The 22,257-nt window shown below is 71.0% G+C and carries 19 protein-coding genes; 9 read left to right on the top strand and 10 right to left on the bottom strand.

What is annotated here, in order from left to right:
• Positions 1-67 precede the first annotated feature (67 nt).
• The 4 genes from pstB to pstS form a co-directional block, all read right to left on the bottom strand.
• On the bottom strand, positions 68-847 hold the full coding sequence (gene pstB / locus GVL03_RS12600) for a phosphate ABC transporter ATP-binding protein PstB (protein ID WP_159501353.1): 780 nt from the start codon (positions 845-847) through the stop codon (positions 68-70).
• A gap of 22 nt (positions 848-869) precedes the next feature.
• Positions 870-1,973 carry a phosphate ABC transporter permease PstA gene (gene pstA, locus GVL03_RS12595; RefSeq protein ID WP_159501352.1) on the bottom strand — a complete coding sequence of 368 codons (1,104 nt, stop codon included), beginning with the start codon at positions 1,971-1,973 and terminating at the stop codon, positions 870-872.
• A 1-nt stretch (position 1,974) separates the two neighbouring features.
• On the bottom strand, positions 1,975-2,931 hold the full coding sequence (gene pstC, locus GVL03_RS12590) for a phosphate ABC transporter permease subunit PstC (protein WP_159501351.1): 957 nt from the start codon (positions 2,929-2,931) through the stop codon (positions 1,975-1,977).
• Positions 2,932-3,012: 81 nt separating this feature from the next.
• A complete protein-coding gene (gene pstS / locus GVL03_RS12585; protein ID WP_159501350.1) occupies positions 3,013-4,107 on the bottom strand; it encodes a phosphate ABC transporter substrate-binding protein PstS in 1,095 nt (364 codons plus the stop codon).
• 179 nt (positions 4,108-4,286) lie between these two features.
• On the opposite strand from pstS, the gene GVL03_RS12580 reads away from it, so the two are divergent.
• Both GVL03_RS12580 and GVL03_RS12575 read left to right on the top strand, forming a co-directional pair.
• Positions 4,287-8,231, top strand: coding sequence for a Pls/PosA family non-ribosomal peptide synthetase (locus GVL03_RS12580; RefSeq protein WP_159501349.1), 3,945 nt, complete (start codon positions 4,287-4,289; stop codon positions 8,229-8,231).
• Entirely contained in the window at positions 8,228-9,535 is a 1,308-nt protein-coding gene (locus GVL03_RS12575; RefSeq protein ID WP_159501348.1) for a M1 family metallopeptidase, read from the top strand. Before GVL03_RS12580 ends, GVL03_RS12575 begins: the two co-directional genes overlap by 4 nt.
• On the opposite strand, the gene GVL03_RS12570 is transcribed toward GVL03_RS12575, so the two are convergent.
• The 4 genes from GVL03_RS12570 to GVL03_RS12555 all read right to left on the bottom strand — a co-directional run bounded on the left by GVL03_RS12570 (position 9,474) and on the right by GVL03_RS12555 (position 13,970).
• The gene (locus tag GVL03_RS12570) at positions 9,474-10,091 is read right to left on the bottom strand and encodes a chemotaxis protein CheY (protein ID WP_159501347.1); all 618 of its coding nucleotides are present in this window, start codon (positions 10,089-10,091) and stop codon (positions 9,474-9,476) included. The two genes, GVL03_RS12575 and GVL03_RS12570, sit on opposite strands and share 62 nt — an antisense overlap.
• Position 10,092: 1 nt before the next feature.
• Positions 10,093-11,031 (bottom strand): NUDIX domain-containing protein, encoded by a 939-nt coding sequence (locus tag GVL03_RS12565; RefSeq protein ID WP_159501346.1) that lies wholly within the window; start codon positions 11,029-11,031, stop codon positions 10,093-10,095.
• The gene (locus GVL03_RS12560) at positions 11,028-13,196 is read right to left on the bottom strand and encodes an RNA degradosome polyphosphate kinase (RefSeq protein WP_159501345.1); all 2,169 of its coding nucleotides are present in this window, start codon (positions 13,194-13,196) and stop codon (positions 11,028-11,030) included. The genes GVL03_RS12565 and GVL03_RS12560 overlap by 4 nt, the downstream gene beginning before the upstream one ends.
• A gap of 78 nt (positions 13,197-13,274) precedes the next feature.
• Positions 13,275-13,970 carry a winged helix-turn-helix domain-containing protein gene (locus tag GVL03_RS12555; RefSeq protein WP_159501344.1) on the bottom strand — a complete coding sequence of 232 codons (696 nt, stop codon included), beginning with the start codon at positions 13,968-13,970 and terminating at the stop codon, positions 13,275-13,277.
• Between the two features lie 186 nt (positions 13,971-14,156).
• Between GVL03_RS12555 and GVL03_RS12550 the strand changes: the two genes are divergently transcribed.
• The 4 genes from GVL03_RS12550 to GVL03_RS12535 all read left to right on the top strand — a co-directional run bounded on the left by GVL03_RS12550 (position 14,157) and on the right by GVL03_RS12535 (position 17,793).
• Positions 14,157-14,453: a hypothetical protein gene (locus GVL03_RS12550; protein WP_159501343.1), complete on the top strand. Its 297-nt coding sequence runs from the start codon at positions 14,157-14,159 to the stop codon at positions 14,451-14,453.
• Between the two features lie 525 nt (positions 14,454-14,978).
• Positions 14,979-15,578, top strand: coding sequence for an FABP family protein (locus tag GVL03_RS12545; protein WP_159501342.1), 600 nt, complete (start codon positions 14,979-14,981; stop codon positions 15,576-15,578).
• A complete protein-coding gene (locus GVL03_RS12540; protein WP_159501341.1) occupies positions 15,578-16,684 on the top strand; it encodes a folate-binding protein YgfZ in 1,107 nt (368 codons plus the stop codon). The genes GVL03_RS12545 and GVL03_RS12540 overlap by 1 nt, the downstream gene beginning before the upstream one ends.
• Positions 16,681-17,793 (top strand): FUSC family protein, encoded by a 1,113-nt coding sequence (locus GVL03_RS12535; RefSeq protein WP_235038149.1) that lies wholly within the window; start codon positions 16,681-16,683, stop codon positions 17,791-17,793. Before GVL03_RS12540 ends, GVL03_RS12535 begins: the two co-directional genes overlap by 4 nt.
• Before the next feature lie 3 nt (positions 17,794-17,796).
• Here GVL03_RS12535 and GVL03_RS12530 read toward each other — a convergent pair whose 3' ends face one another.
• Complete coding sequence (locus GVL03_RS12530) at positions 17,797-18,612, bottom strand: class I SAM-dependent methyltransferase (protein ID WP_159501340.1); 816 nt, start codon at positions 18,610-18,612, stop codon at positions 17,797-17,799.
• 49 nt (positions 18,613-18,661) lie between these two features.
• Here GVL03_RS12530 and GVL03_RS12525 point away from each other — a divergent pair, with 49 nt between their 5' ends.
• On the top strand, positions 18,662-19,411 hold the full coding sequence (locus GVL03_RS12525; protein ID WP_159501339.1) for a phosphoglyceromutase: 750 nt from the start codon (positions 18,662-18,664) through the stop codon (positions 19,409-19,411).
• A gap of 62 nt (positions 19,412-19,473) precedes the next feature.
• Here the strand turns inward: GVL03_RS12525 and phoU are convergent, their stop codons facing one another.
• Positions 19,474-20,133 carry a phosphate signaling complex protein PhoU gene (gene phoU / locus GVL03_RS12520; RefSeq protein WP_159501338.1) on the bottom strand — a complete coding sequence of 220 codons (660 nt, stop codon included), beginning with the start codon at positions 20,131-20,133 and terminating at the stop codon, positions 19,474-19,476.
• Positions 20,134-20,301: 168 nt separating this feature from the next.
• Between phoU and GVL03_RS12515 the strand changes: the two genes are divergently transcribed.
• Together GVL03_RS12515 and GVL03_RS12510 are read left to right on the top strand one after the other, a co-directional pair.
• Entirely contained in the window at positions 20,302-21,558 is a 1,257-nt protein-coding gene (locus GVL03_RS12515) for a cell wall metabolism sensor histidine kinase WalK (RefSeq protein WP_159501337.1), read from the top strand.
• Positions 21,555-22,238 carry a response regulator transcription factor gene (locus GVL03_RS12510; RefSeq protein ID WP_159501336.1) on the top strand — a complete coding sequence of 228 codons (684 nt, stop codon included), beginning with the start codon at positions 21,555-21,557 and terminating at the stop codon, positions 22,236-22,238. Before GVL03_RS12515 ends, GVL03_RS12510 begins: the two co-directional genes overlap by 4 nt.
• The last annotated feature ends 19 nt before the right edge of the window (positions 22,239-22,257 follow it).

Below are 22,257 nucleotides of genomic sequence, written 5' to 3'. Positions count from 1 at the left end.
GTGTCGCGAGCGATCTCCGCCGTTGTGCTCCGCGGAGAGAGCGCGAACGAGGCGTCCGCTCCCGGGATCAGCCGAAGCGGCCGGAGACGTAGTCCTCGGTGGCCTGCACAGAGGGCGTCGTGAAGATCGCCGAGGTGTCGTCGTACTCGATGAGCTTGCCGGGCTTGCCGGTGCCGGCGATGTTGAAGAACGCGGTCTTGTCCGAGACGCGGCTCGCCTGCTGCATGTTGTGCGTCACGATCACGATCGTGTACTCGCTCTTGAGCTCGTCGATCAGCTCCTCGATCGCGTACGTCGAGATCGGGTCGAGGGCCGAGCACGGCTCGTCCATCAGCAGCACGTCGGGTGAGACGGCGATGGCGCGGGCGATGCACAGACGCTGCTGCTGACCGCCGGAGAGGCCCGAACCGGGCTTGTCGAGACGGTCCTTGACCTCGTTCCAGAGGTTGGCGCCCTGCAGCGACTTCTCGACCAGCGCGTCGGCGTCGGACTTCGAGATGCGCTTGTTGTTGAGCTTCACGCCCGCCAGCACGTTCTCGCGGATCGACATCGTCGGGAAGGGGTTCGGGCGCTGGAAGACCATGCCCACCTGCCGGCGCACGAGCACCGGATCGACGCCGGGACCGTACAGGTCGTCGCCGTCGAGCAGCACCTCGCCCTCGACGCGCGCGCCGGGGATGACCTCGTGCATGCGGTTCAGCGTGCGCAGGAACGTGGACTTGCCGCATCCGGACGGGCCGATGAACGCGGTGACGCTGCGCGGGTCGATCTGGAGGGACACGCCTTCCACCGCGAGGAAGTCGCTGTAGTAGACGTTGAGGTCGTTGACTTCGATGCTCTTGGACACGGAGGTTCTTTCTCTCGGGAGGTCAGCGGCCGGTCTTCGGCGCGAAGACCTTCGCGACGGTCCGGGCGACGAGGTTGAGCAGCATGACGATGACGATGAGGGTGAGCGCCGCGGCCCATGCCCGACCGACGTAGGCCTCGGGCGGAATGCCCTGGTTCATGTACTGCGTGTAGGTGAAGACCGGGAGGGTCTGCATCCGACCGCTGAAGAGGTCGTAGTTCATGGATGCGGTGAAGCCCGCGGTGATCAGCAGCGGCGCGGTCTCGCCGATGACGCGGGAGATGGCCAGCATGACACCGGTCGTGATGCCGGCGATGGATGTCGGCAGCACGACCTTGAGGATCGTCAGCCACTTCGGCACGCCGAGCGCCAGCGACGCCTCGCGCAGTTCGTTCGGCACGAGCCGCAGCATCTCCTCGGTGGATCGGACGACCACCGGGATCATCAGCACCGCGAGGGCGATCGACCCGATGATGCCCAGGCGCACGCCAGGCCCCAGGAAGAGCGCGAACAGGGCGTAGGCGAACAGGCCCGCGACGATCGAGGGGATGCCGGTCATGACGTCGACGAGGAACGTGATGCCGCGCGCGAGCCGATTGTTCTTGCCGTACTCGATCAGATAGATCGCCGTGAACAGGCCGATCGGGATGCTGATGACCGCCGCCGCGAGGGTGATCAGCACGGTTCCCACGATCGCGTGCAGTGCGCCGCCGCCTTCGCCCACGACGTTGCGCATCGAGCTCGAGAAGAACTCCCCGCTCCAGTTCGGGGCGCCGAGGGTGACGACCGTGTACGCCACCGAGATGAGCGGGACCATCGCGATGAGGAACGCGGCGGTCACGACTCCGGTGATGAGCCGGTCGAACGCCTTGCGGCGCCCCTCGATGATCGCCGACAGGACGTAGATCAGCACGAGGTAGACGATCGCGGCCGAGAGCAGCCAGCCTGCGACATTCAGGCCCTCGCCGCCGGCGGTGCCGAGCACCAGGAAGAGGACGAACGTGACCAGCAGGGAGGCCCCGAGCAGCGTCCACGGTGCCCATGCGGGGAGACGCCCATTCGTCAGCCGGGTAGGAGCGGCGCCCGCGTTCGCGGGCCGGGTCGGGGGAGTCGCGGTCGTGGTCATGTCAGTTGGCCCCCGAGAATTCCTTGCGCCGACTCACGATGTAGCGGGCGACGGCGTTGACGGCGAAGGTCACGACGAACAGGATGAGGCCCGTCGCGATGAGGACGTTGATGTTCGTCCCGTACGCCTCGGGGAAGCTCAGCGCGATGTTCGCCGCGATGGTGTTGGGGTTGTCCGGAGTGAAGAGCGCGAAGGAGATGCCGCCGGAGACCGACAGCACCATCGCGACGGCCATCGTCTCGCCGAGTGCACGGCCGAGACCGAGCATCGCGGCGGAGACGATGCCGCTGCGCCCGAAGGGGAGGACGGCCATCCGGATCATCTCCCAGCGGGTCGCGCCGAGTGCGAGTGCCGCCTCCTCGTGGAGGACGGGGGTCTGCAGGAAGATCTCGCGACAGATCGCGGTGATGATCGGGGTGACCATGACCGCCAGCACGACGGCGGCGGTGAAGATCGTGCGGCCGGTGCTCGAGACCGGGCCGCTGAAGAGCGGGAACCATCCGGCGTTCTCGACGAACCAGGTGTAGATCGGCTGGACGGCCGGTGCGAGCACGCCGATGCCCCAGAGGCCGAAGACGACCGAGGGGACGGCGGCGAGGAGGTCGACGACGTAGCCGAGCGCCTGCGAGAGGCGGCGCGGCGCGTAGTGCGAGATGAAGAGGGCGACGCCGAGCGAGAGCGGGACGGCCATGATGAGTGCGAGGGTCGCCGCCCAGACGGTGCCGAAGACGAGCGGCCAGACGTAGTCCCAGAAGTTCGTGGGGAGGATCGATGCCGTCTCGTTCGTGGCGACAAGCGCGGGCAGAGACTGCACGACGAGGAAGATCGCGACGGCGGCGAGGGTCACGAGGATCATCGAGCCGGCGGCGAGTGCCGTGCCCGAGAACCATCGGTCGCCGGCCCGCTGTTTGCCCTTCATAGGCGTCCCGGTCCGCGGCGCCGTGGGTGTGGAGGTCATGGCTCGATTCTCTCGCTGAGAAAGGGAGTGGTCGCACCGGTGCCCGGTACCGGACAGAGCCGGCACCGGGCACCCGCGAGATTACTTGATGGCCTCGATGGCGGTGTTGACCTGCTCGCGCAGGGTGTCCGAGATCGGGGCGCTGCCGGCCGCATCCGCTGCGGCGGTCTGGCCTTCCTCGCTGACGGCGTAGGAGAAGAAGCCCTTCACGAGCTCGGCGGTCGCGGAGTCGGTGTACTCGGCGCAACCGATGAGGTAGCTCACCAGGACGATCGGGTAGGTGCCGGCCTCGGCGGTGGCGCGGTCGAGCTCGATCGCGATGTCGGTCGCGGCGCGCCCCTCCTCCTCGGGGGAGGCGTCGACGATCGCGGCCGCGGCCTCGGGCGAGTACGAGACGAAGTCGTCGCCGACCTGGATCGCGACGGTGCCGAGGCTGCCCGCGCGGGAGGCGTCCGCGTAGCCGATCGTGCCCTGGCCGCCCTCGACGGCCGAGATGACGCCCGACGTGCCCTGTGCGGCCTCGCCGCCCGAGATCGGCCATTCCTCGACCGAGCCGTACGTCCACTCCGACTCGGCGGTCGCGCTCAGGTAGTCGGTGAAGTTGCCGGTCGTGCCGGACTTGTCCGAGCGGTGCACGGCGTTGATGGCGGACGACGGGAGGTCGACGCCTTCGTTGAGGGCGACGATCGCCGGGTCGTCCCAGGCGGTGATCGTGCCCGTGAAGATGCCCGCGAGGGTCGCCGGGTCGAGGTTGAGCGAGTCGATGCCCTCGAGGTTGAAGACGATCGCGATCGGCGAGATGTAGGCGGGGATCTCGACGAGGTCCGAGCCCTCGACGCACGCGTCGAAGGGGCCGGCCTCGATCTCGTCGGTCTTGAACGCGCGGTCGGAGCCGGCGAAGCCGACGGCGCCGGCCTGGAAGGACTCGCGGCCCGTGCCGGAGCCGGCGGGGTCGTAGTCGATCGTGAGGTCGGAGTTGGTCGCCTGGAGGCCTGCGGTCCACGCCTGGACGGCGACCTCCTGCGACGAGGCGCCGCCGCCGACGAGGTTGCCGGAGAGACCGCCTTCGGGAGCGGAGCTCGAGTCGCTGCCGCCTTCGTTCGATGCGCAGCCGGCGAGTGCGAGTGCTGCGACAGCGGCGAGGGCGCCCACCTGGGCGATGCGGTTGATCTTCACAGAAGAATCCTTCACAAGTCGGGGATACGTGCCCGGTGCAGGGCTCTGTCGACGCTAGACACGTGCGTTTACCAGAGTGGGCAGTGGTGGTGAACGGAAGGTGAACGACGGCGGGCCGGCAGGCGCGGGAGTGAGCGTGGCGTCACCGCTCGTTCATCTGCGCTCCCTAGCGTGGGGGGATGCACCATGATTCGCAGGCGGCGCTCGATCGCCGCGCGGATGCTCCGGCTCCCCGGACGCTTCTCGACATCCTGCGCGACACCGCGATGCGTCATCCGGAGGCGTCGGCGATCGACGACGGCTCCGACGCTCTCAGCTACCGCGAGCTCATGGCGCATGTGTCGCGGACGGCGGCACGACTGCACGAGGCCGGAGTGCGCCGCGGCGACCGGGTCGGGGTGCGGATGCCGTCCGGGGCCAAGGAGCTGTACATCTCCATCCTCGCGGTCATCGCGGTGGGGGCCGCGTACGTGCCCGTCGACGCCGACGACCCGGACGAGCGGGCGCGGCTCGTGTTCGGCGAGGCCGCGGTGCGGGGGATCATCGGTGCCGGCGGGGCGTTCGTTCCGGCAGGCAATGCGGATGCGGAACCCGCCGAGGCGGAGGAGCTGTACCGCGGCGCGCCGCCGCATCCGTCGACGCACGCGACCCTCACCGTGCCGTCCCCGACCGTCGACGACGACGCGTGGATCATCTTCACCTCCGGCTCCACGGGAGTGCCGAAGGGGGTCGCGGTCTCGCACCGCTCCGCCGCGGCCTTCGTGGACGCCGAGGCCCGCCTGTTCCTGCAGGATGCGCCGCTGGGCCCGGGCGACCGCGTGCTCGCCGGTCTGTCCGTCGCCTTCGACGCCTCCTGCGAGGAGATGTGGCTCGCGTGGCGGCACGGAGCCTGTCTCGTGCCGGCGCCGCGCGCCCTCGTGCGGTCGGGGGAGGATCTGGCGCCGTGGCTCATCCGCCAGGGCATCACGGTGGTCTCCACGGTGCCGACCCTCGCGGCGATGTGGCCGGCCGAGTCGATCGAGAACGTGCGGCTGCTGATCTTCGGGGGTGAGGCGTGCCCTCCCGAGCTGGTCGCACGTCTGGTGTCGGACGGTCGCGAGGTGTGGAACACGTACGGTCCGACCGAGGCGACGGTCGTCGCCTGCGGGGCCGTCCTCGACGGTTCCGTGCCGGTGCGGATCGGCATGCCGCTCGACGGCTGGGCGCTCGCGGTCGTGGACGCCGACGGGTTCCGGGTGCCCGAGGGCGGGATCGGCGAGCTCATCATCGGGGGAGTGGGCCTCGCCCGCTACCTCGACCCGGAGAAGGACGCGCAGAAGTATGCCCCGATGGACTCGCTCGGGTGGGAGCGCGCGTACCGCTCGGGAGACCTGGTGCGGTACGACCCGGAGGGACTCGTCTTCCAGGGACGCGCCGACGACCAGGTGAAGGTCGGCGGGCGGCGGATCGAGCTCGGCGAGGTCGAGTCCGCGCTGCAGGACCTCGGCGGGGTGACCGCGGCGGCCGCGGCGGTGCGACAGACCGAGGCCGGGGTGTCGGTGCTCGTCGGGTATCTCGTGATGGAACCGGGAGTGGGGCTGGATCGCGCGGCGGCGCGGGCGCAGCTCGACGAGAGCCTGCCTGCGGCCATCGTGCCCCTGCTCGCGACCGTCGACGAGCTGCCGGCGCGCACCTCGGGCAAGGTCGACCGGGCGGCGCTCCCCTGGCCGCTGCCCGGCGTCGAGGTGCCGGTGGCCGGCCTCACCGCCACCGAGGAGTGGCTCGCCGAGCAATGGCAGGCGGTGCTCGGGGTGCCGGTGCCCGGACCGAAGGCGGACTTCTTCGACCTCGGCGGCGGATCCCTCTCGGCGGCGCAGCTCGTCTCCCGCATCCGCGCCCGCGTGCCCGATTTCGCCGTCGCCGACATCTACGACGTGCCGCGGCTGGGCGCCATGGCGAAGGCGCTCGGGCCGTTCCTCGTGGACGAGGGTGCGGCGCAGTACCGGCGGCCTCTGCCGACCCCGCGCGCCGCGCAGTGGGTGCAGACCCTCGCCGGGGCGCCGTTGTTCATCCTGTCGGGCGTGCGCTGGCTGCTGTACGTGCTCACCGCGGGCACGGTGCTGAACCTGTTCCCCGGCTTCGGGGCCCTTCCCACGGCCCCGGTCTGGCTGCTCGTGATCGGGTGGATCGTGTTCGCGACGCCGTTCGGGCGGATGGCGATCTCGGCCCTGTCCGCCCGGATGCTGCTGGCCGGGGTGCGCCCGGGCGACCACCCGCGCGGCGGGTCGGTGCACCTGCGCCTCTGGCTCGCCGAGCAGATCGCCGACCAGGTCGACGCGGTGGGCCTCGCGGGCGCGCCGTGGGTGACCTACTACGCCCGGGCTCTCGGCGCGAAGATCGGCCGCGACGTCGACCTGCACACGCTGCCGCCGGTGACCGGGATGCTCGAGATCGGCGATCGCGCGTCGATCGAGCCGGAGGTCGACCTCAAGGGGTACTGGATCGACGGCGACCTGCTGAGGCTCGGCGGGATCCGGATCGGAGCCGAGGCGACCGTCGGGGCGCGCAGCACGCTCGCCCCGGGAACGCGCATCGGCCAGCGAGCCGCGGTGGCCGCGGGATCGGCCGTCTTCGGTCGGGTGCGCGCCGATCAGACGTGGGCCGGATCCCCGGCGGTGCGGGTGGGCGAGGTCGCGCGCGACTGGCCCGATCACCGGCCGCCGACGCGGCACGCGTGGCTGTGGGCGTACGCGGCATCTGCGCTGGGGCTCGCTCTGCTGCCGGTCGCGGCCTTCGTCGCCGGTGCGGTCGTGCTCGCCCTGGGGATGCGCAGCGCTCCCGATCTCGCCGCGGCGTTCGGCGCCGCGCTCCTGTGGCTCGTGCCCGCCGTACTCGTCACCGGCACGGTCTTCGCCGGCGCCGTGGTGATCGCGGTGCGACTGCTCTCGATCGGCCTCCGTGAGGGCACATACGGAGTGCGCAGCCGCGTGGCGTGGCAGGCGTGGACCACCGAGCGGCTGCTCGACTCGGCGCGCACCATCCTCTTCCCGCTCTACTCGAGCCTGTTCACCCCGGTCTGGCTGCGGATGCTGGGCGCCCGCGTCGGGCGGGACGTCGAGGCGTCGACGGTGCTGCTCATCCCCTCGATGGCCCGCATCGGGGACGGCGCGTTCCTCGCCGATGACACGATGGTGGCCTCGTACGAGCTGCACGCCGGCTGGCTGCGCGTGGGACCGGTGCGCATCGGCAAGCGGGCGTTCCTCGGGAACTCCGGCATGGCGGCGCCCGGGCACCGCGTGCCGCGCGACGGCCTCGTCGCGGTGCTGTCGGCGGCGCCCCGGAGGGCGAAGGCCGGCTCGTCCTGGCTCGGATCGCCCGCCGTGCGCCTGCGTCGCGCGGTCGCGGTCGGCGACGAGAGCCGCACCTACCGTCCGACTCCGGCCCTGCGGCTCGCCCGCACCCTGTGGGAGCTGTGCCGCATCGTGCCGGTGTTCGTGACCTGCGCGCTGGGGGTGGCCGTGCTGTTCGCGCTCGCAGCCCTCGTCGCGGTGGTCGGCATCGGGTGGACGCTGCTGCTGTCCGGGCTCGTGATGCTCGCCGCCGGCGCGGTGGCGGCCGGGATCACGGTCGTGGCGAAGTGGGGCATCGTCGGTCCGATCCGGGCCGGCGAACAGCCGCTGTGGTCGGGCTTCGTGTGGCGCACCGAGGTGGTGGACACCTTCACCGAGATGCTGGCGGCGCCGTGGTTCGCCCGAGCGGCCGTCGGCACGCCCGCGCTCGCGGTCTGGCTGCGTGCGCTGGGCGCCCGGGTCGGCCGCGGCGTCTGGTGCGACTCGTACTGGCTGCCGGAGCCGGATCTGGTGACCCTCGGCGACGGATCCACGGTCAATCGGGGCTGCGTCGTGCAGACGCACCTGTTCCATGATCGAATCATGAGCATGGATGCCGTGGAGCTCGAGCCCGGTGCGACCCTCGGGCCGCACAGTGTCGTCCTGCCCGCCGCGGTGATCCGGGCGGACGCGACCGTGGGGCCCGCGTCGCTGGTGATGCGCGGCGAGTCGGTGCCGGTGGGCACTCGGTGGAGCGGCAACCCCATCGGACCCTGGCGCGCGGTGAAGGCGCGCGCCTACCAGTCGACGTCGTGACGGCCGGCGACGCCTACGCCCCGCAGAGCGGGGATCTGTCGTACGACGTCGTGTCGTACGACCTCGAGATCGACTACCGCGTGCGCACGAACCGTCTCGAGGGGCGGGCGGTGGTCAACGCGATCGCCGCGCGGACGACGTCGACCGTGACGCTCGATCTCGTCGGGCTCCGCGCATCCCGGATCCGCCTCGACGGCACATCGTCCGTCTCCTTCCGCCAGGGACCGCGCGCTCTGCAGATCGGCCTGCCGCGCCGGCTCGAGGCGGGCGAGGAGTTCTCGCTCGAGGTCGTCTACGCCGGGGCGCCCGCGCCGCGGCGTTCCCGCTGGGGCTCGATCGGCTGGGAGGAGCTCGCCGACGGCGCGCTCGTCGCGAACCAGCCCACCGGGGCGCCCACCTGGTTCCCCTGCAACGACCGACCGGACGACCGGGCCCGGTATCGGATGCGGATCACCACCGACCGGGACTACGTCGCCGTCGCGACCGGCACCAGGGTCGAGGACCGCGTCGCCGGACGCCGCCGTGTCGCCGAGTACGTCTCCGACGTGCCCACCGCGACCTACCTCGCCGCCGTGCAGATCGGGCGCTACGCGCGCACCGAGCTGCCCTCGGCCGGCCCTCTGCCGGTGGAGCTCTGGGCGCCGCCCGCGCTCCGTGCTCCCGCGGTCGCCGCGTTCGACAAGGTCGCCGCGATGGGCGTCGTCTTCGAGGATGCGTTTGGCGCCTACCCGCAGCCGCAGTACACGATCGTGGTCACGGCGGACGAGCTGGAGATCCCGCTCGAATCGCAGGGCATGGCGGTGTTCGGCGCGAACCATCTGGATGCGGACAGCGAGCGCCTGGTGGCCCATGAACTCGCGCATCAGTGGTTCGGCAACAGCGTCGGCATCGAGAGCTGGCGCGATATCTGGCTGAACGAGGGCTTCGCCTGCTACGCCGAGTGGATCTGGTCAGAGGCCACCGGCGACGCGAGCGCCGAGGCCTGCGCCGAGGCGCACCACGCGAGGCTCCGCGCCGAGCCGCAGGACCTCGTGCTCGGCGATCCCGGTGCCGATCTCATGTTCGACGACCGCGTGTACAAGCGAGGCGCGCTGACCCTGCACGCTCTGCGGCTGACGCTCGGCGACGAGCGCTTCTTCGCGCTGCTGCGGGAATGGGTGGCGCGGTACCGGCACGCGCTCGCGACGACGGACGACTTCCGCGCCCTGGCGGTTGCTGCGGAGCCCTCCGCCGGCGAGCTGCTCAGGCGGTGGGTGGATCGGCCCGCGCTCCCTCGGTTGCCGCGGGCACGATCGCGACGCTGACCACGACGCCGTCGGGCCCGTCGACGTCACGACCCAGGACGGGCGCCGCGCGACCGGGGACGAGCGCGGTCCAGCCGTCCGGACCCGCCGAGACGGACACCCGACCCGGATCGACGGCGAGGCCGCGGCCATCGGCTTTCAGCGCCGCCTCGATCCGGGTCCAGTCCAGGAGCGTCGTCCCGGGGCGCAGCCGGTCGGCGGACGCGATGCCATCGGGCTCGCCGGCCTGCGCGTCGATGCCGATGGCGTCGGCCGCCGAGGACGGGACGGCGGCGACGATCGCGAGATCGTCCGTGTAGGACACGGAAACCTCGAACGCACGATCCGGCACGCGGGGGCGTCCGTGTGCGCCCCCGCAGCGCGGACACGGGCCGGACCGCACCGGCCCGGGTCCGCCGGCCAGCGCGCGAAGCAGCCGGTGCGAGGTCGACCGCCGGTCGGAGCCCTCGTGCCGCTCCCACGCGATCAGGATTCGATCGAGCGCGGGCGCCGCGTCGGCGACCCGCGGCCGATGCCCGTCCGGGAGGGCGGGGGAATCCCTCTCAGGGATCGTCACGTCAGACCTTCGGCAGATGCGTCTCGATCGCGGCGATCCCGGACCCCGGGTTCGTGCGCGACAGGTGCACGACCGAGAACGCGGCGACCTCGAGTGCCGAGGCGCTGCCGAGGTACGAGCCGCGGAGCGTGCCGGTGGCCAGGGCCAGCTCGCTCAGGATGTCGGGCAGCACGGGCCCGTGACTGCAGATCACGGCGGGCTTCCGGGCGCGCACGCGCCGGCCGACGACCGTGCGGGCGTCGGCCTTGCCGTCCTCCCAGGCGTCCTGGCTGATGAGGGCGCTCGTCTTGATGTCGCGGCCCAGGGCGGCAGAGAGGGGACGGACCGTCGACACGCACCGCTCGGCGTCGCTCGAGACGATCCGCCGCACCCCGAAGGCGCGCAGCGGGGCGACGATGGCGTCCGCCTGTTTGAGACCGCGTGCGGCGAGGGGGCGCGAGGCGTCCGAACGGCTCCACTCGTCGCGGGAGCGCGCCTTCGCGTGACGCAGCACGATGATCGGGAAGGTCTCGAGCACGCCGTCCTCGACGAACCGCAGGAAGTTCTCGACGATCTCGACGTCGACGGGGTAGCTGAGGTACGACAGGGCGCGCTTGGGCGTGACCCATTCGAGGGCGGCGATCTCCTTGTTGGGCACGAAGGCGGACTCGCGGATGGCCGCATCCGTCGCCTCTGCCGACCAGTAGTGCACGACCTTCTCGCGCTTGCTCGGCAGTCGGTAGCGCGAGACGCCGACCGGAAGGCCGAGCGAGACACGGACGCCGGTCTCCTCGAAGATCTCGCGCACGGCGGTCTCGACGAGCGCCTCGCCGGGATCGACCTTGCCCTTGGGCAGGGTCACGTCGCGATAGCGCGTGCGGTGGATCAGCAGGACGAGGAGCTTCCCCTCGACCCTGCGCCAGACGACTCCGCCCGCGGCGTACACGGCCGTCGCGGTCATCGCACCGCCCGGGAGCGCCGCCGCCGCTGCACCGACGCCATCGTCTTGTCCTGCAGGTCGACGAGCGCGGCACCGTCCGCATCCGTCGAGTGCCGGGTCCACGTGCCGTCTCCGTCGAGCCACCAGGAGCTCGTGCCGTCGCTCATGGCGAGGGCGAAGAGCTTCTCGAGCTCCGCCACCTGTGCCGGGGCGACGATGCGCACGAGCGCCTCGACGCGCCGATCGAGGTTCCGGTGCATCATGTCGGCGCTGCCGATGTAGACCTCGGGGGCGCCGTCGTTCTGGAACGCGAAGATGCGCGAGTGCTCGAGGTAGCGGCCGAGGATCGAGCGCACCGTGATGTTCTCGCTCATCCCGGCGACGCCCGGGCGGATGCTGCAGATGCCGCGCACCCAGACCTCCACCGGCACCCCCGCCTGGCTGGCACGGTAGAGCGCATCGATGATCTGCTCGTCGACCATCGAGTTGACCTTGATCCGGATGCCGGCGGGCCTGCCGTCGAGGGCGTGCCGGCGCTCCCGGTCGATCAGGCGGATGAGGCCCTTCCGCAGGTGCAGCGGGGCCACGAGCAGCCGCTTGAACTTCTTCTCGATCGCGTAGCCGCTCAGCTCGTTGAACAGGCGGGTGAGGTCGCGGCCGACCTCGGCGTCGACCGTGAAGAGGCCGAAGTCCTCGTAGATGCGGCTGGTCTTGGGGTTGTAGTTGCCCGTGCCCACGTGGCTGTAGCTGCGGAGGACCCCGTTCTCCTCGCGGATGACGAGCGCGAGCTTGCAGTGGGTCTTGAGGCCCACGAGACCGTAGACGACGTGCACGCCCGCCTTCTCGAGCTTGCGCGCCCAGACGATGTTGTTGGCCTCGTCGAAGCGCGCCTTCACCTCGACCAGCGCGAGCACCTGCTTGCCGGACTCGGCGGCGTCGATGAGTGCCTGCACGATGGGGCTGTCGCCCGAGGTGCGATAGAGGGTCTGCTTGATCGCGAGCACGTGCGGGTCCTTGGCGGCCTGCTCGAGGAAGGCCTGCACACTCGTCGCGAAGGACTCGTACGGGTGATGCACCAGGACGTCGCCCTTGCGGATCGACGCGAAGATGTCGGGGCGCTCGTTGTTGTCGCCCGGCTGGAACGCGACCGCGGTCGTCGGCACGTGCGGCGGGTAGTGCAGATCGGGACGGTCGATCCGCGACAGGTCGAACAGGCCGCGCAGATCCAGAGGTCCCGGCAGGCGGTAGACCTCCTGCTCGGTGATGTCCAGCTCCTTCAGGAGCAGGTCGAGGGTGAGGTCGTCCATGTCGTCGGTGATCTCGAGACGGATGGGGGGACCGAACCGGCGGCGCAGCAGCTCGGCCTCGAGCGCCTGGATGAGGTTCTCGGTCTCGTCCTCCTCGATCGCGACGTCTTCGTTGCGGGTGAGACGGAACGCGTGGTGGTCGAGGATCTCCATCCCGGGGAACAGGTCGCCGAGGTTGTTGGAGATGAGGTCCTCGAGGGGCAGGTAGCGCAGATGCCCGCTGTCACGGGGGACGCGCACGAAGCGCGGCAGCATCGGCGGCACCTTCAGACGCGCGAACTCCTGCCGGCCGGTCTTGGCGTTGCGCACCCGGATCGCGAGGTTCAGCGAGAGGCCGGAGATGTAGGGGAAGGGGTGCGCCGGGTCGACAGCGAGCGGCATCAGGACGGGGAACACCTGCGACTGGAAGTACTCGTACAGCCGGGCGCGGTCCTCGTCGTCGAGGTCGGACCAGCCGAGCACCTCGATGCCCGCGTCCGCGAGAGCGGGCTTCACCTGCTCCTGCCAGGCCTTCGCATGGCGCAGCTGCAGGGTGTGCGCGTCGCGCGAGATGTCGGCGAGGACGTCCTGCGCGGCGCGCCCGACGTTCGTGGGGACCGCGAGACCCGTGATGATGCGGCGCTTCAGGCCGGCGACGCGCACCATGAAGAACTCGTCCAGGTTGCTGCCGAAGATCGCGAGGAAGTTCGACCGCTCCAGCGCGGGCAGGGTGGGGTCCTCGGCGAGCTCGAGCACCCGCTGGTTGAACGAGAGCCAGCTCAGCTCGCGGTCGAGGTAGCGGCCTTCGGGCAGCTCCGCGTCGGCGACCTCCACGGCGGCATCGAAATCGTCGTCGTCCGCGTCTTCGAGCCCGGCGTCGAGCATCTCGTCTGCGATCATTCCCACATCATTGCAGGCCGACGTGACCGTCGTGTGAACGAGGGCGCGAGGCCGTCCACGAGTCGGCGTCGGGGCGTCTCAGGCGTCCGAACGATCCTTCGCGGCAGGGATCTGCTCGTCCTCGTAGACGTTGAACCGGTAGCCGACGTTGCGCACCGTGCCGATCAGCTGCTCGAGGTCGCCGAGCTTCGCGCGCAGGCGTCGCACGTGCACATCGACCGTGCGGGTGCCGCCGAAGTAGTCGTATCCCCACACCTCGCTGAGCAGCTGCTCGCGGGTGAACACCCGGGAGGGGTGCGTCGCGAAGAAGTGCAGCAGCTGGAACTCCTTGTAGGTGAGATCGAGCGGCTTCCCGTGCACCTTCGCGGAGTACGAGGACTCGTCGATCGTGATGCCGGAGGTCTGGATGCGGGTGGAGACCTGATCCTTCGACATCCGTCCGACCGCGAGGCGGATGCGCGCGTCGACCTCGGCGGGCCCGGCGGTGACCAGCACCACGTCGTCGACGCCCCAGTCGGTGGAGACGGCGGTGAGACCGCCCTCGGTCACGATGAGCATCAGAGGCGCGTCGAGTCCGGTCGTCGTGAGGATCTTGCAGAGGGACTTCGCGCCGACGAGGTCGATCCGTGCGTCCACGAAGATGATGTCGGCGCTCGGCGCGTTCACGAGCTGTGCCGGCTCCGCGGGGATCTGCCGCACGCGGTGGCTCAACAGTTCGAGCGCCGGCAGCGCGGGCGCGCCACCGGCGGAGCTCAGAACGAGAAGCTGTGCCAAAGGAATCCTCCCGGCCGGGTCGGCGGATCGTGCCTCATCATATGCCGTGTCGGCGGCCGAGGTCGCCGACTGCCCGGGATGACGCGGAGATCCCCCTTCGGGGAGCGCCGTGTCGGCGGCCGGGGCGTTCGTTCGCGGTGCGGGCGTGTGTGTGCGGTGTGCGTCGGGGTGCGCGAGAATGATCGTATGTCCACGTCGGAGCTCGTGCCACGTCGCCCCATCGGCGGCATCGTCGCCGTGTGGGTCGCGGCGCTCCTGGCGGGCGTCGCCGTCGCGGTCTTCGTGCCCGCCGAGGCGCGGTCGACGTGGATGGTGGTCACGCTCGGCGCAAGCCTCATCCTGGCGTTCGGCGTGCAGCTCGCCTACGGCCGCGCGCAGCGGTTCATCCAGCGGGTGGCGCTCAGCACGCTGGGCGCGCTGCTGGTCCTCGGCGTGATCAGCGCGTCGCTCGGGCTCGGCGCCCTCATGACCGCGGTCGTCTGACCCGAAAGTCTCCCCGGAGTGGGGAGATTTCGCTTCCTTCGTTGATCGTCAACGACCCAGGCCGCTGACCCGAAACTCTCCCCGGAGGGGGGAGATTTCGCTTCCTTCGTTGATCGTCAACGACCCAGGCCGCTGACCCGAAACTCTCCCCGGAGGGGGGAGACTCCGCATCCTTCGTCGGTCGTCAGCGACCCCGGCCGCCGGCCCGTACGTCTTCCGTCTTCGCGCCCTGAGCGAGGAAGCACGCATCCCGAGCGGAGGGGAATCGGCCGAGACGAGGGCTTTCGCCGGGCAGAGATCCTCGTCTCGGTCGAACACCCTCGTGCGGATCCTCCCGGATGGTCATCGACCGGGGTCGTCGACACGTCCGCATACGCCGCCGGTCGCGCTAAGCTGGGGGCATGGACCTCGTCGCTCTCGAACTGTTCTTCGTGGGTCTGCTGGCCCTCGCGTCCCTCGCGATCGTGTTCGTGTCCGGAGTCGTGATCAAGAACCTCTACCGCGGTCAGCGCTGACGGCCGAGTCGTGATCGAGCTTCCGACCGACCTGCCGGCCGACCTCGTCCCGCTCTCGTGGCTGGTCGGGGTCTGGGAGGGCACGGGTGTGCTCGACTACACCGCCGACGATCACCGCTTCACCGGTGAGTTCTCGCAGCGGGTGAGTTTCAGCCACGACGGCGGGAACATGTTGAACTATGCGGCATCCGCGTTCCTGATCGACGGGGACGAGCGCACGCCGCTGGTCTCCGAGGTGGGGTTCTGGCGCCTCGTCCGGCCGGCGGCCGACACGGATCCCGGTCCCGGACTCCTGCCCGGGCGCGGCACGGCCCCGATCCGCACGGTCGACGACGTGGAGGCGCTCCGCACCGGCGAGGGCGGTTTCGAGATCGAGGCCGTGATCGCGCATGCCGACGGCATCAGCGAGTTGTACGTCGGGCAGATCCGCGGGCCCCGCATCGATCTCGCGACCGACGCCGTCGTGCGCTCGGCCAGCGCGAAGCCCTACGCTGCGGCGACGCGCTTGTACGGCCTCGTCGACGGCCATCTGCTGTGGGCGTGGGATATCGCGGCGCTGGGGGCGGACCTCGCCTCCCATGCCTCGGCGCGCCTGGCCAAGGCGCAGTGATGCCCGACGATCTCACGCGAGTGCCGGGTGCCGTCCTCGACGGCGGCGTTCTCCAGCACGTCGGCCGGCCGCTCGTCGAGCAGCGCGAGCTGTTGCGCGGCACGGCGGTCGCCCCGCGGGCCGATCGTCGCGTCCTCGCGATCACCGGCGAGGACCGCCTGTCGTGGCTCGACTCGATCAGCTCGCAGGCGCTCACCGCGCTCGAGCCCGGCCGCTCCACCGAACTGCTCGTGCTCGATCCGCAGGGGCGGGTCGAGCACGCCGCGGCCGTGCTCGACGACGGCGAGACGACGTGGCTCATCGTCGACCACGGCGACGCGGACGCCCTGCTCGCCTGGCTCCTGCGAATGCGGTTCCGGTTGCGCGTCGCCCCGCGCGACGCGCACGAGGAGTTCGCGATCGTGGGGGTGACGGATGCCGGCCTGCCGCTCGTCGTCGCCGCGTCCCCGCACGGTGTGCCGCTGGTCTGGCACGATCCGTGGCCGGAGATCGGCTCCGGGGGAGTCGGCTACGCGAGCGACGTGCACCATCCCGGTCGCGACCTATCGTGGAACGAGGTGATCGTCGACCGCGCCGAGCTGGGCCGTCTCGTCGACGCGGCCGTCGCGGGCGAGCTCGCGCTCGCCGGTGCGCTCGCGGTCGACGCCCTGCGGGTCGCCGCGTGGCGGCCGAGTTGGGCGAGCGACGTCGACGAGCGCACGATCCCGCACGAGCTCGACTGGATGCGCACCGCCGTGCACATGGACAAGGGCTGCTACCGGGGTCAGGAGACCATCGCCAAGGTGCACAACCTCGGTCACCCGCCCCGGCGGGTCGTCGCCCTGCACCTCGACGGCAGCGACGACCTGCTGCCGCAGCGCGGCGACCGGGTGCTGGCAGGTGAGACGGAAGTGGGCCGGATCACCTCGGTAGCCCGGCATCATGAGGACGGTCCGATCGCGCTCGCCGTGGTGAAGCGCTCGGCGGCGACCGGTGAGACGTTGACGGTGGAGACCGCCGAGGGGGCGGTCTCAGCGACGGCGACCACGATCGTTCCCCCCGGGGCGGGCGCCACCGCCGCGGTCCCGCGGCTCACGCGCCTGTCGCGTCGCACAGCCGCGCAGTGAACGAGCACTCGGAGCCGGCGCCGGTCACGGCGCCGCTGTCGACGCCCGCCCGGGTACGCGGCACGGCATACGCCGCGATCCACCGCCTGCGCGAGTCCGTGCCGGCCATCGTGCAGATCGTGGTCGCCGCGTCCGCCGCCTACGCCTTCGCGCACTTCGTGCTGGGGCACGCGGCTCCGCTCCTGGCGGCCACCGTCACGGTCTCGAGCCTGGGACTGGTGCGCGACGCGCGGCCCCGCCGGGTCCTCGAGACGGTGATCGGGATGCTCGTCGGCATCGTCATCGCCGAGCTGATCTACCTCGTCGCCGGTGCCGAATGGTGGCAGCTGGCGATCGCGCTCGCGGCGACGCTGGCCGTGGGCCGGCTCATCTCTGCGCAGCCGGGCTTCGCGATCTCGGCGGGGATCCAGTCCATCATCGTCATGGTGATCGCGACCGGTGCGCCCTTCATCCGGCTGCTCGACGGCGTCATCGGGGGGATCGCCGCGCTGCTGGTCACCGTCCTGATCCCGCGCAACGCCACGCGCGGCGAGATCCGGGACGGCCGAGCGCTCTTCGCCGCCTTCGAGGACGCGGCGCGCGCCGTCGTGCAGGCCCTCCACCGCGGGGACCGGATGCGCGCAGAGCGAGGGCTGGAGAAGGCGCGGGCGCTGCAGCCGGCCGTCGAGAACTGGCGTGCATCGGTCGAGACCGGTATCGCCGTCGCCCGGATCTCGCCGCTCCTGCACCGGCAGCGCTTCGAGCTGCAGCGGCACCGCCGCATCCTGCAGTCCATGGACTTCGCGACCCGCAACCTCCGTGTCATCGCGCGGCGGGTGGTCTATCTCACCGACGACCGGACGGCGCATCCGGCCCTCGCCGATGCGCTCGGCGAGCTCGTGCGCGCCGGAGCTCTCGTGGGCGACACGCTCGACGATCTCGCCCTGGAGCCCGCGGCGCGGGAAGCGCTGCTCGCGCTGGCGTCGCGGCTCGACCCGCAGACTCTCCTGGCCGACGCCACGTTCGGCGAGCAGAACCTCGTGGCGGCGTTACGGCCCCTCGCGGTCGACTTCCTCACCGCGACCGGGATGACCGCCGCCGACGCGCGGGCGGCGATCCCGCGGGTGTGAGCGTCAGCGCGGTGCGACGCGGTCCCAGGGGACGCTGGCCTCGCCCAGGCGCCAGCGGGATCGCTGCCGAAGGGGCCATCCCGCATCCGTCATCGCCGCCATCGCGGCGCGCCAGCGCTGCGCGGGCCCGAACGCGGAGAGCGCCGACGCGCGCTCCCACTCGCGGTCGAGCGCGCGGAGGAAGTCGTGGATGCGCTCGCCCGCCACGTTCCGATGGATGAGGGCCTTCGGGAGGCGCTCGGCGGCGATCGAGGGCAGCTCCAGATCCGCGAGGCGCAGCGAGACCGTCAGCGTGCGGGGCGCGGCATCGGCACCCACCTCCACCCACGTCGCCACCCGGCCGACCTCGTTGCAGGTTCCCTCGACGAGGATCCCGCCCGGCGCGAGCCGCGCGGTCATCCGCGCCCAGGCGTCCGGCACGTCGGCCTCGTCGTACTGCCGGAGCACGTTGAGCGCGCGGATGACGGTCGGGCGACGGGGTGCGGGCACCTCGAACCCGCCGCGTTCGAAACGGACCCGAGCGGTCGGGCGGAACGGGGTGTTCCCGCCGCGGACGTTCTCGAGCTGCTCCCGCGCGGTGCGCACGCGCTCAGGATCGATCTCGAGCGCGAGCACCTCGACATCCGGGCGCGTCGCGTGCAGCCGGGCCTCGAGCTCGAGCGCCGTCACGCCGCTGGCGCCATACCCGAGATCGACGACGAGCGGCTCCGGTCCCGCCCCGCGCAGCGCGGGATGGCGGGCGATCCAGCGGTCGATCCGGCGGAGGCGATTGGTGCCGGTGGTGCCGCGCGTGATGCGTCCCACCGGTGCCGATCCCATGCGCCCATGATGCCAGCGGGGGAGGGGCGGTGCTCGATATCATGGCCTCATGACCACCCCACACACCCTGATCCTGCTGCGCCACGGCCAGAGCCAGTGGAACGAGCTGAACCTCTTCACCGGTTGGGTCGACGTGCGCCTGACCGAGCAGGGCCAGGCCGAAGCCCGGCGCGGCGGCGAGCTGCTCGCCGAGGCGGGGCTGCTGCCCGACGTGGTGCACACGTCGCTGCTCAGCCGCGCGATCCAGACCGCGAACATCGCCCTCGACGCCGCCGATCGCCTGTGGATCCCGGTGGTCCGCTCGTGGCGCCTCAACGAGCGCCACTACGGTGCGCTGCAGGGCAAGGACAAGGCCGAGACCCTCGCCGAGTTCGGCCAGGACCAGTTCATGCTGTGGCGTCGCTCGTTCGACGTGCCGCCGCCCCCGCTCGACGACGCGTCCGAGTTCAGCCAGATCGATGACCCGCGCTACGCCGGCATCGACGGCGAGGTGCCCCGCACCGAGTCGCTGAAGCTCGTGATCGACCGCCTCCTGCCGTACTGGGACGACGCGATCGTCCCCGACCTGACGGCGGGCAAGACGGTGCTCGTCGCCGCGCACGGCAACTCGCTGCGCGGCCTCGTGAAGCATCTCGAGGGCATCAGCGACGACGACATCGCCGAGCTGAACATCCCCACCGGCATCCCGCTGGTCTACCGGCTCGACGAGAACCTCGTGCCGCTGGGCCCCGGCGAGTACCTCGACCCCGCCGCCGCCGCCGCCGGTGCCGCCGCGGTCGCGAACCAGGGCAGCAAGTAGCGGGCGACGAAGAGGGGCGGGCGGATGCAGCATCCGCCCGCCCCTCTTCGCGTCGAGGCCGGTCAGGCCTCTTCGGGAGACGGCACCCAGTCGCCCGTCGCGAGGTAGACGATCTTCTTCGCCACCGACACGGCGTGGTCGCCGAAGCGCTCGTGGTAGCGGCTCGCGAGCGTGGCGTCGACGGTCGCGGACGCCTCGCCCTGCCAGGAGTCGCTGAGCACCTTCTCGAAGACGCTGACGTGCAGCTCGTCGAGCTTGTCGTCCTCGTTCCGGATCTCGTCGGCGAGCACGAGGTCGCGCGTGCGCAGCAGCTCGGTGAGCTTGCGGGCGAGCTCGACGTCGATCGCGCCCATCTTGGTGAAGGTGCCCTTGAGTCCGCGGGGGATCGCGCGGTCGGGGAAGCGCATACGGGTGAGCTGGGCGATGTGCTCGGCGATGTCGCCCATCCGCTCGAGCGATGCGCTGATGCGCAGTGCCGAGACGACCGTGCGCAGATCGCTCGCGACCGGCTGCTGGCGGGCGAGGATGTCGATCGCGAGCTCGTCGAGCGCCACGGTCTTCTCGTCGATGACCGGGTCGTTCTCGATGACCTCCTCGGCCAGGGCGACGTCGCTCGTGCCGAACGCCGTGGTCGCCTTCTCGATCGCCTCGGTGACGAGCTCGGAGATCTCGACGAGGCGGATGCGCACCTCGTCGAGGGACTGCTGGAATACCTCGCGCATGGAACAGGTACCTTCCTGGGGTCGATGGGCAGCACGTAGCCGCAGCCTCCGCGATTGTCGCGTCCGAAGGTTAACGAACGGTGCCGGAGGAGTGAATAGTACCGGTGCGGCGTCGCCGGCGCGGCCTGCGGAACCGGCATCGGTTCATCGCCCATTTACGCTGGAGCCATGAACTCGACGCAGCTTCCGCTGCTCGCCCTCGTGATGGGGGTCGTCATCGGTGGAGCGGTGGCCCTGCTCATCATCATCGCGCTGCGGGCGCGCGACCGGGTTCAGGCGCGCAACTCCAACGCCGTTCCGGAGGGCGTGAGCGACGTGCTCGCGGCCATGGACGACAGTGCCGTGGTGGTGGATGCATCCGGCACCGTGCGCGCGTCCTCCGCGAGCGCGGAGGCGTTCGGGATACAGCTGGGCGAGACCCTGCCCGACGACCGGCTCCGCGAGCTCGCCCGCTCGGTGCGCGCGGGCGGCGGGCACGGAACGGCCAGCCTCACGCTCCGACGCGCCGCCACGCCCGCGGAGCCGCGTCTGGTCTCCGCGCGGGCGACGGTCATCTCGCCCCGTCTCGTGCTGCTGGTCGTCCGCGACATCACCGAACGCGAGCGGGTCGAGCAGATGCGACGCGACTTCGTGGCGAACACCTCGCACGAGCTGAAGACCCCGGTCGGGGCGATCAGCCTTCTCTCGGAGGCGATCGAGTCCGCGGCCGACGACCCCGCGCAGGTGCGGATCTTCGCGGCACGCCTGAACGCCGAGGCCGCGCGCCTCGGGTCCCTCACCTCGCGGGTCATGAACCTCTCCCGGCTGCAGTCCGCCGATGAACTGGCGGAGGTGCGCGACGTCTCGGTCGACGCCGTGGTCACGGCGGCCGTCGAAGCCCACGCGCTGCCCGCCTCCTCGGCGGGCGTCACGCTCGTGCGCGGTGGCACGCGCGGCCTGTTCGTACGCGGCGACCAGCAGATCCTCTCCGAGGCGCTCGGCAACCTCGTGGCGAACGCGGTCGCGTACTCGTCGCACGGCTCGAGCGTCGGGATCGGCGTCAAGCGGGTGCACAACGTGGTCGAGATCGCGGTCACCGATCGCGGCATCGGCATCTCCGAAGAGGACCAGCAGCGTGTCTTCGAACGCTTCTACCGGTCCGATCAGGCCCGGTCGCGGCGCACCGGTGGCACCGGGCTCGGGCTGTCGATCGTCAAGCACGCCGTGCAACGCCACGGCGGTGAGGTGCGTATCTGGTCGCGGGTCGGACACGGCTCGACGTTCACCATCCAGCTTCCGCTGGCGTCCGCGCCCGATCCCCTCGATCCGGGGAAGGACGCGCGGTCGAAGCGGCGCCCCAAGAAGCTCAAGAAGGTGTTCGCCGACTCCGCCGCCACGAAGCCCGTCCCTCCTCCCGTTGAACCGATGAACGGAGTCACCGAATGACCCGCGTCCTGATCGTCGAAGACGAGCCGGATCTCGCCGATCCTCTCGCCTACCTGCTCCGGCGCGAAGGGTTCGAGGTGGAGATCGCCGAAGACGGCGCCACCGCCCTGGTCGCCTTCCGCGATCGGGGTGCCGACATCGTGCTGCTCGACCTCATGCTCCCCGGCATGTCCGGGACGGAGGTCTGCCGGCAGATCCGGTCGTACTCCACCGTCCCGGTCATCATGCTGACCGCCAAGGACAGCGAGGTGGACATCGTCGTCGGGCTCGAGCTCGGCGCCGACGACTATGTCACGAAGCCGTACTCCGCGCGCGAGCTGCTGGCCCGCATGCGCGCCGTGCTGCGTCGATTCGCGCAGGTCGAGGCCGACCTCGACGACCGGGTGCTGAGCAACGGTCGTGTCGTGCTCGACATCGACCGCCATACGGTGTCGGTCGCCGGGGCGGAGATCAACATGCCCCTCAAGGAGTTCGAGCTGCTCGAGGTGCTGATGCGCAACGCCGGACGCGTTCTCACGCGCGGACAGCTGATCGATCGCGTGTGGGGCACCGACTACTTCGGCGACACGAAGACGCTCGATGTGCACATCAAGCGCATCCGGTCGCGGATCGAGCAGAGCCCGGGCGATCCGGTCATGCTCGTCACGGTGCGAGGTCTGGGCTACCGCTTCGAGGCCTGAGGGACGAGAAGAGAAGGAG

This window comes from Microbacterium sp. 18062, assembly GCF_902706225.1.
GTDB lineage: Bacteria > Actinomycetota > Actinomycetes > Actinomycetales > Microbacteriaceae > Microbacterium.
The sequence above is the reverse complement of the archived record's forward strand: the minus strand, read 5'-3'. Positions and strand labels throughout refer to the sequence as shown.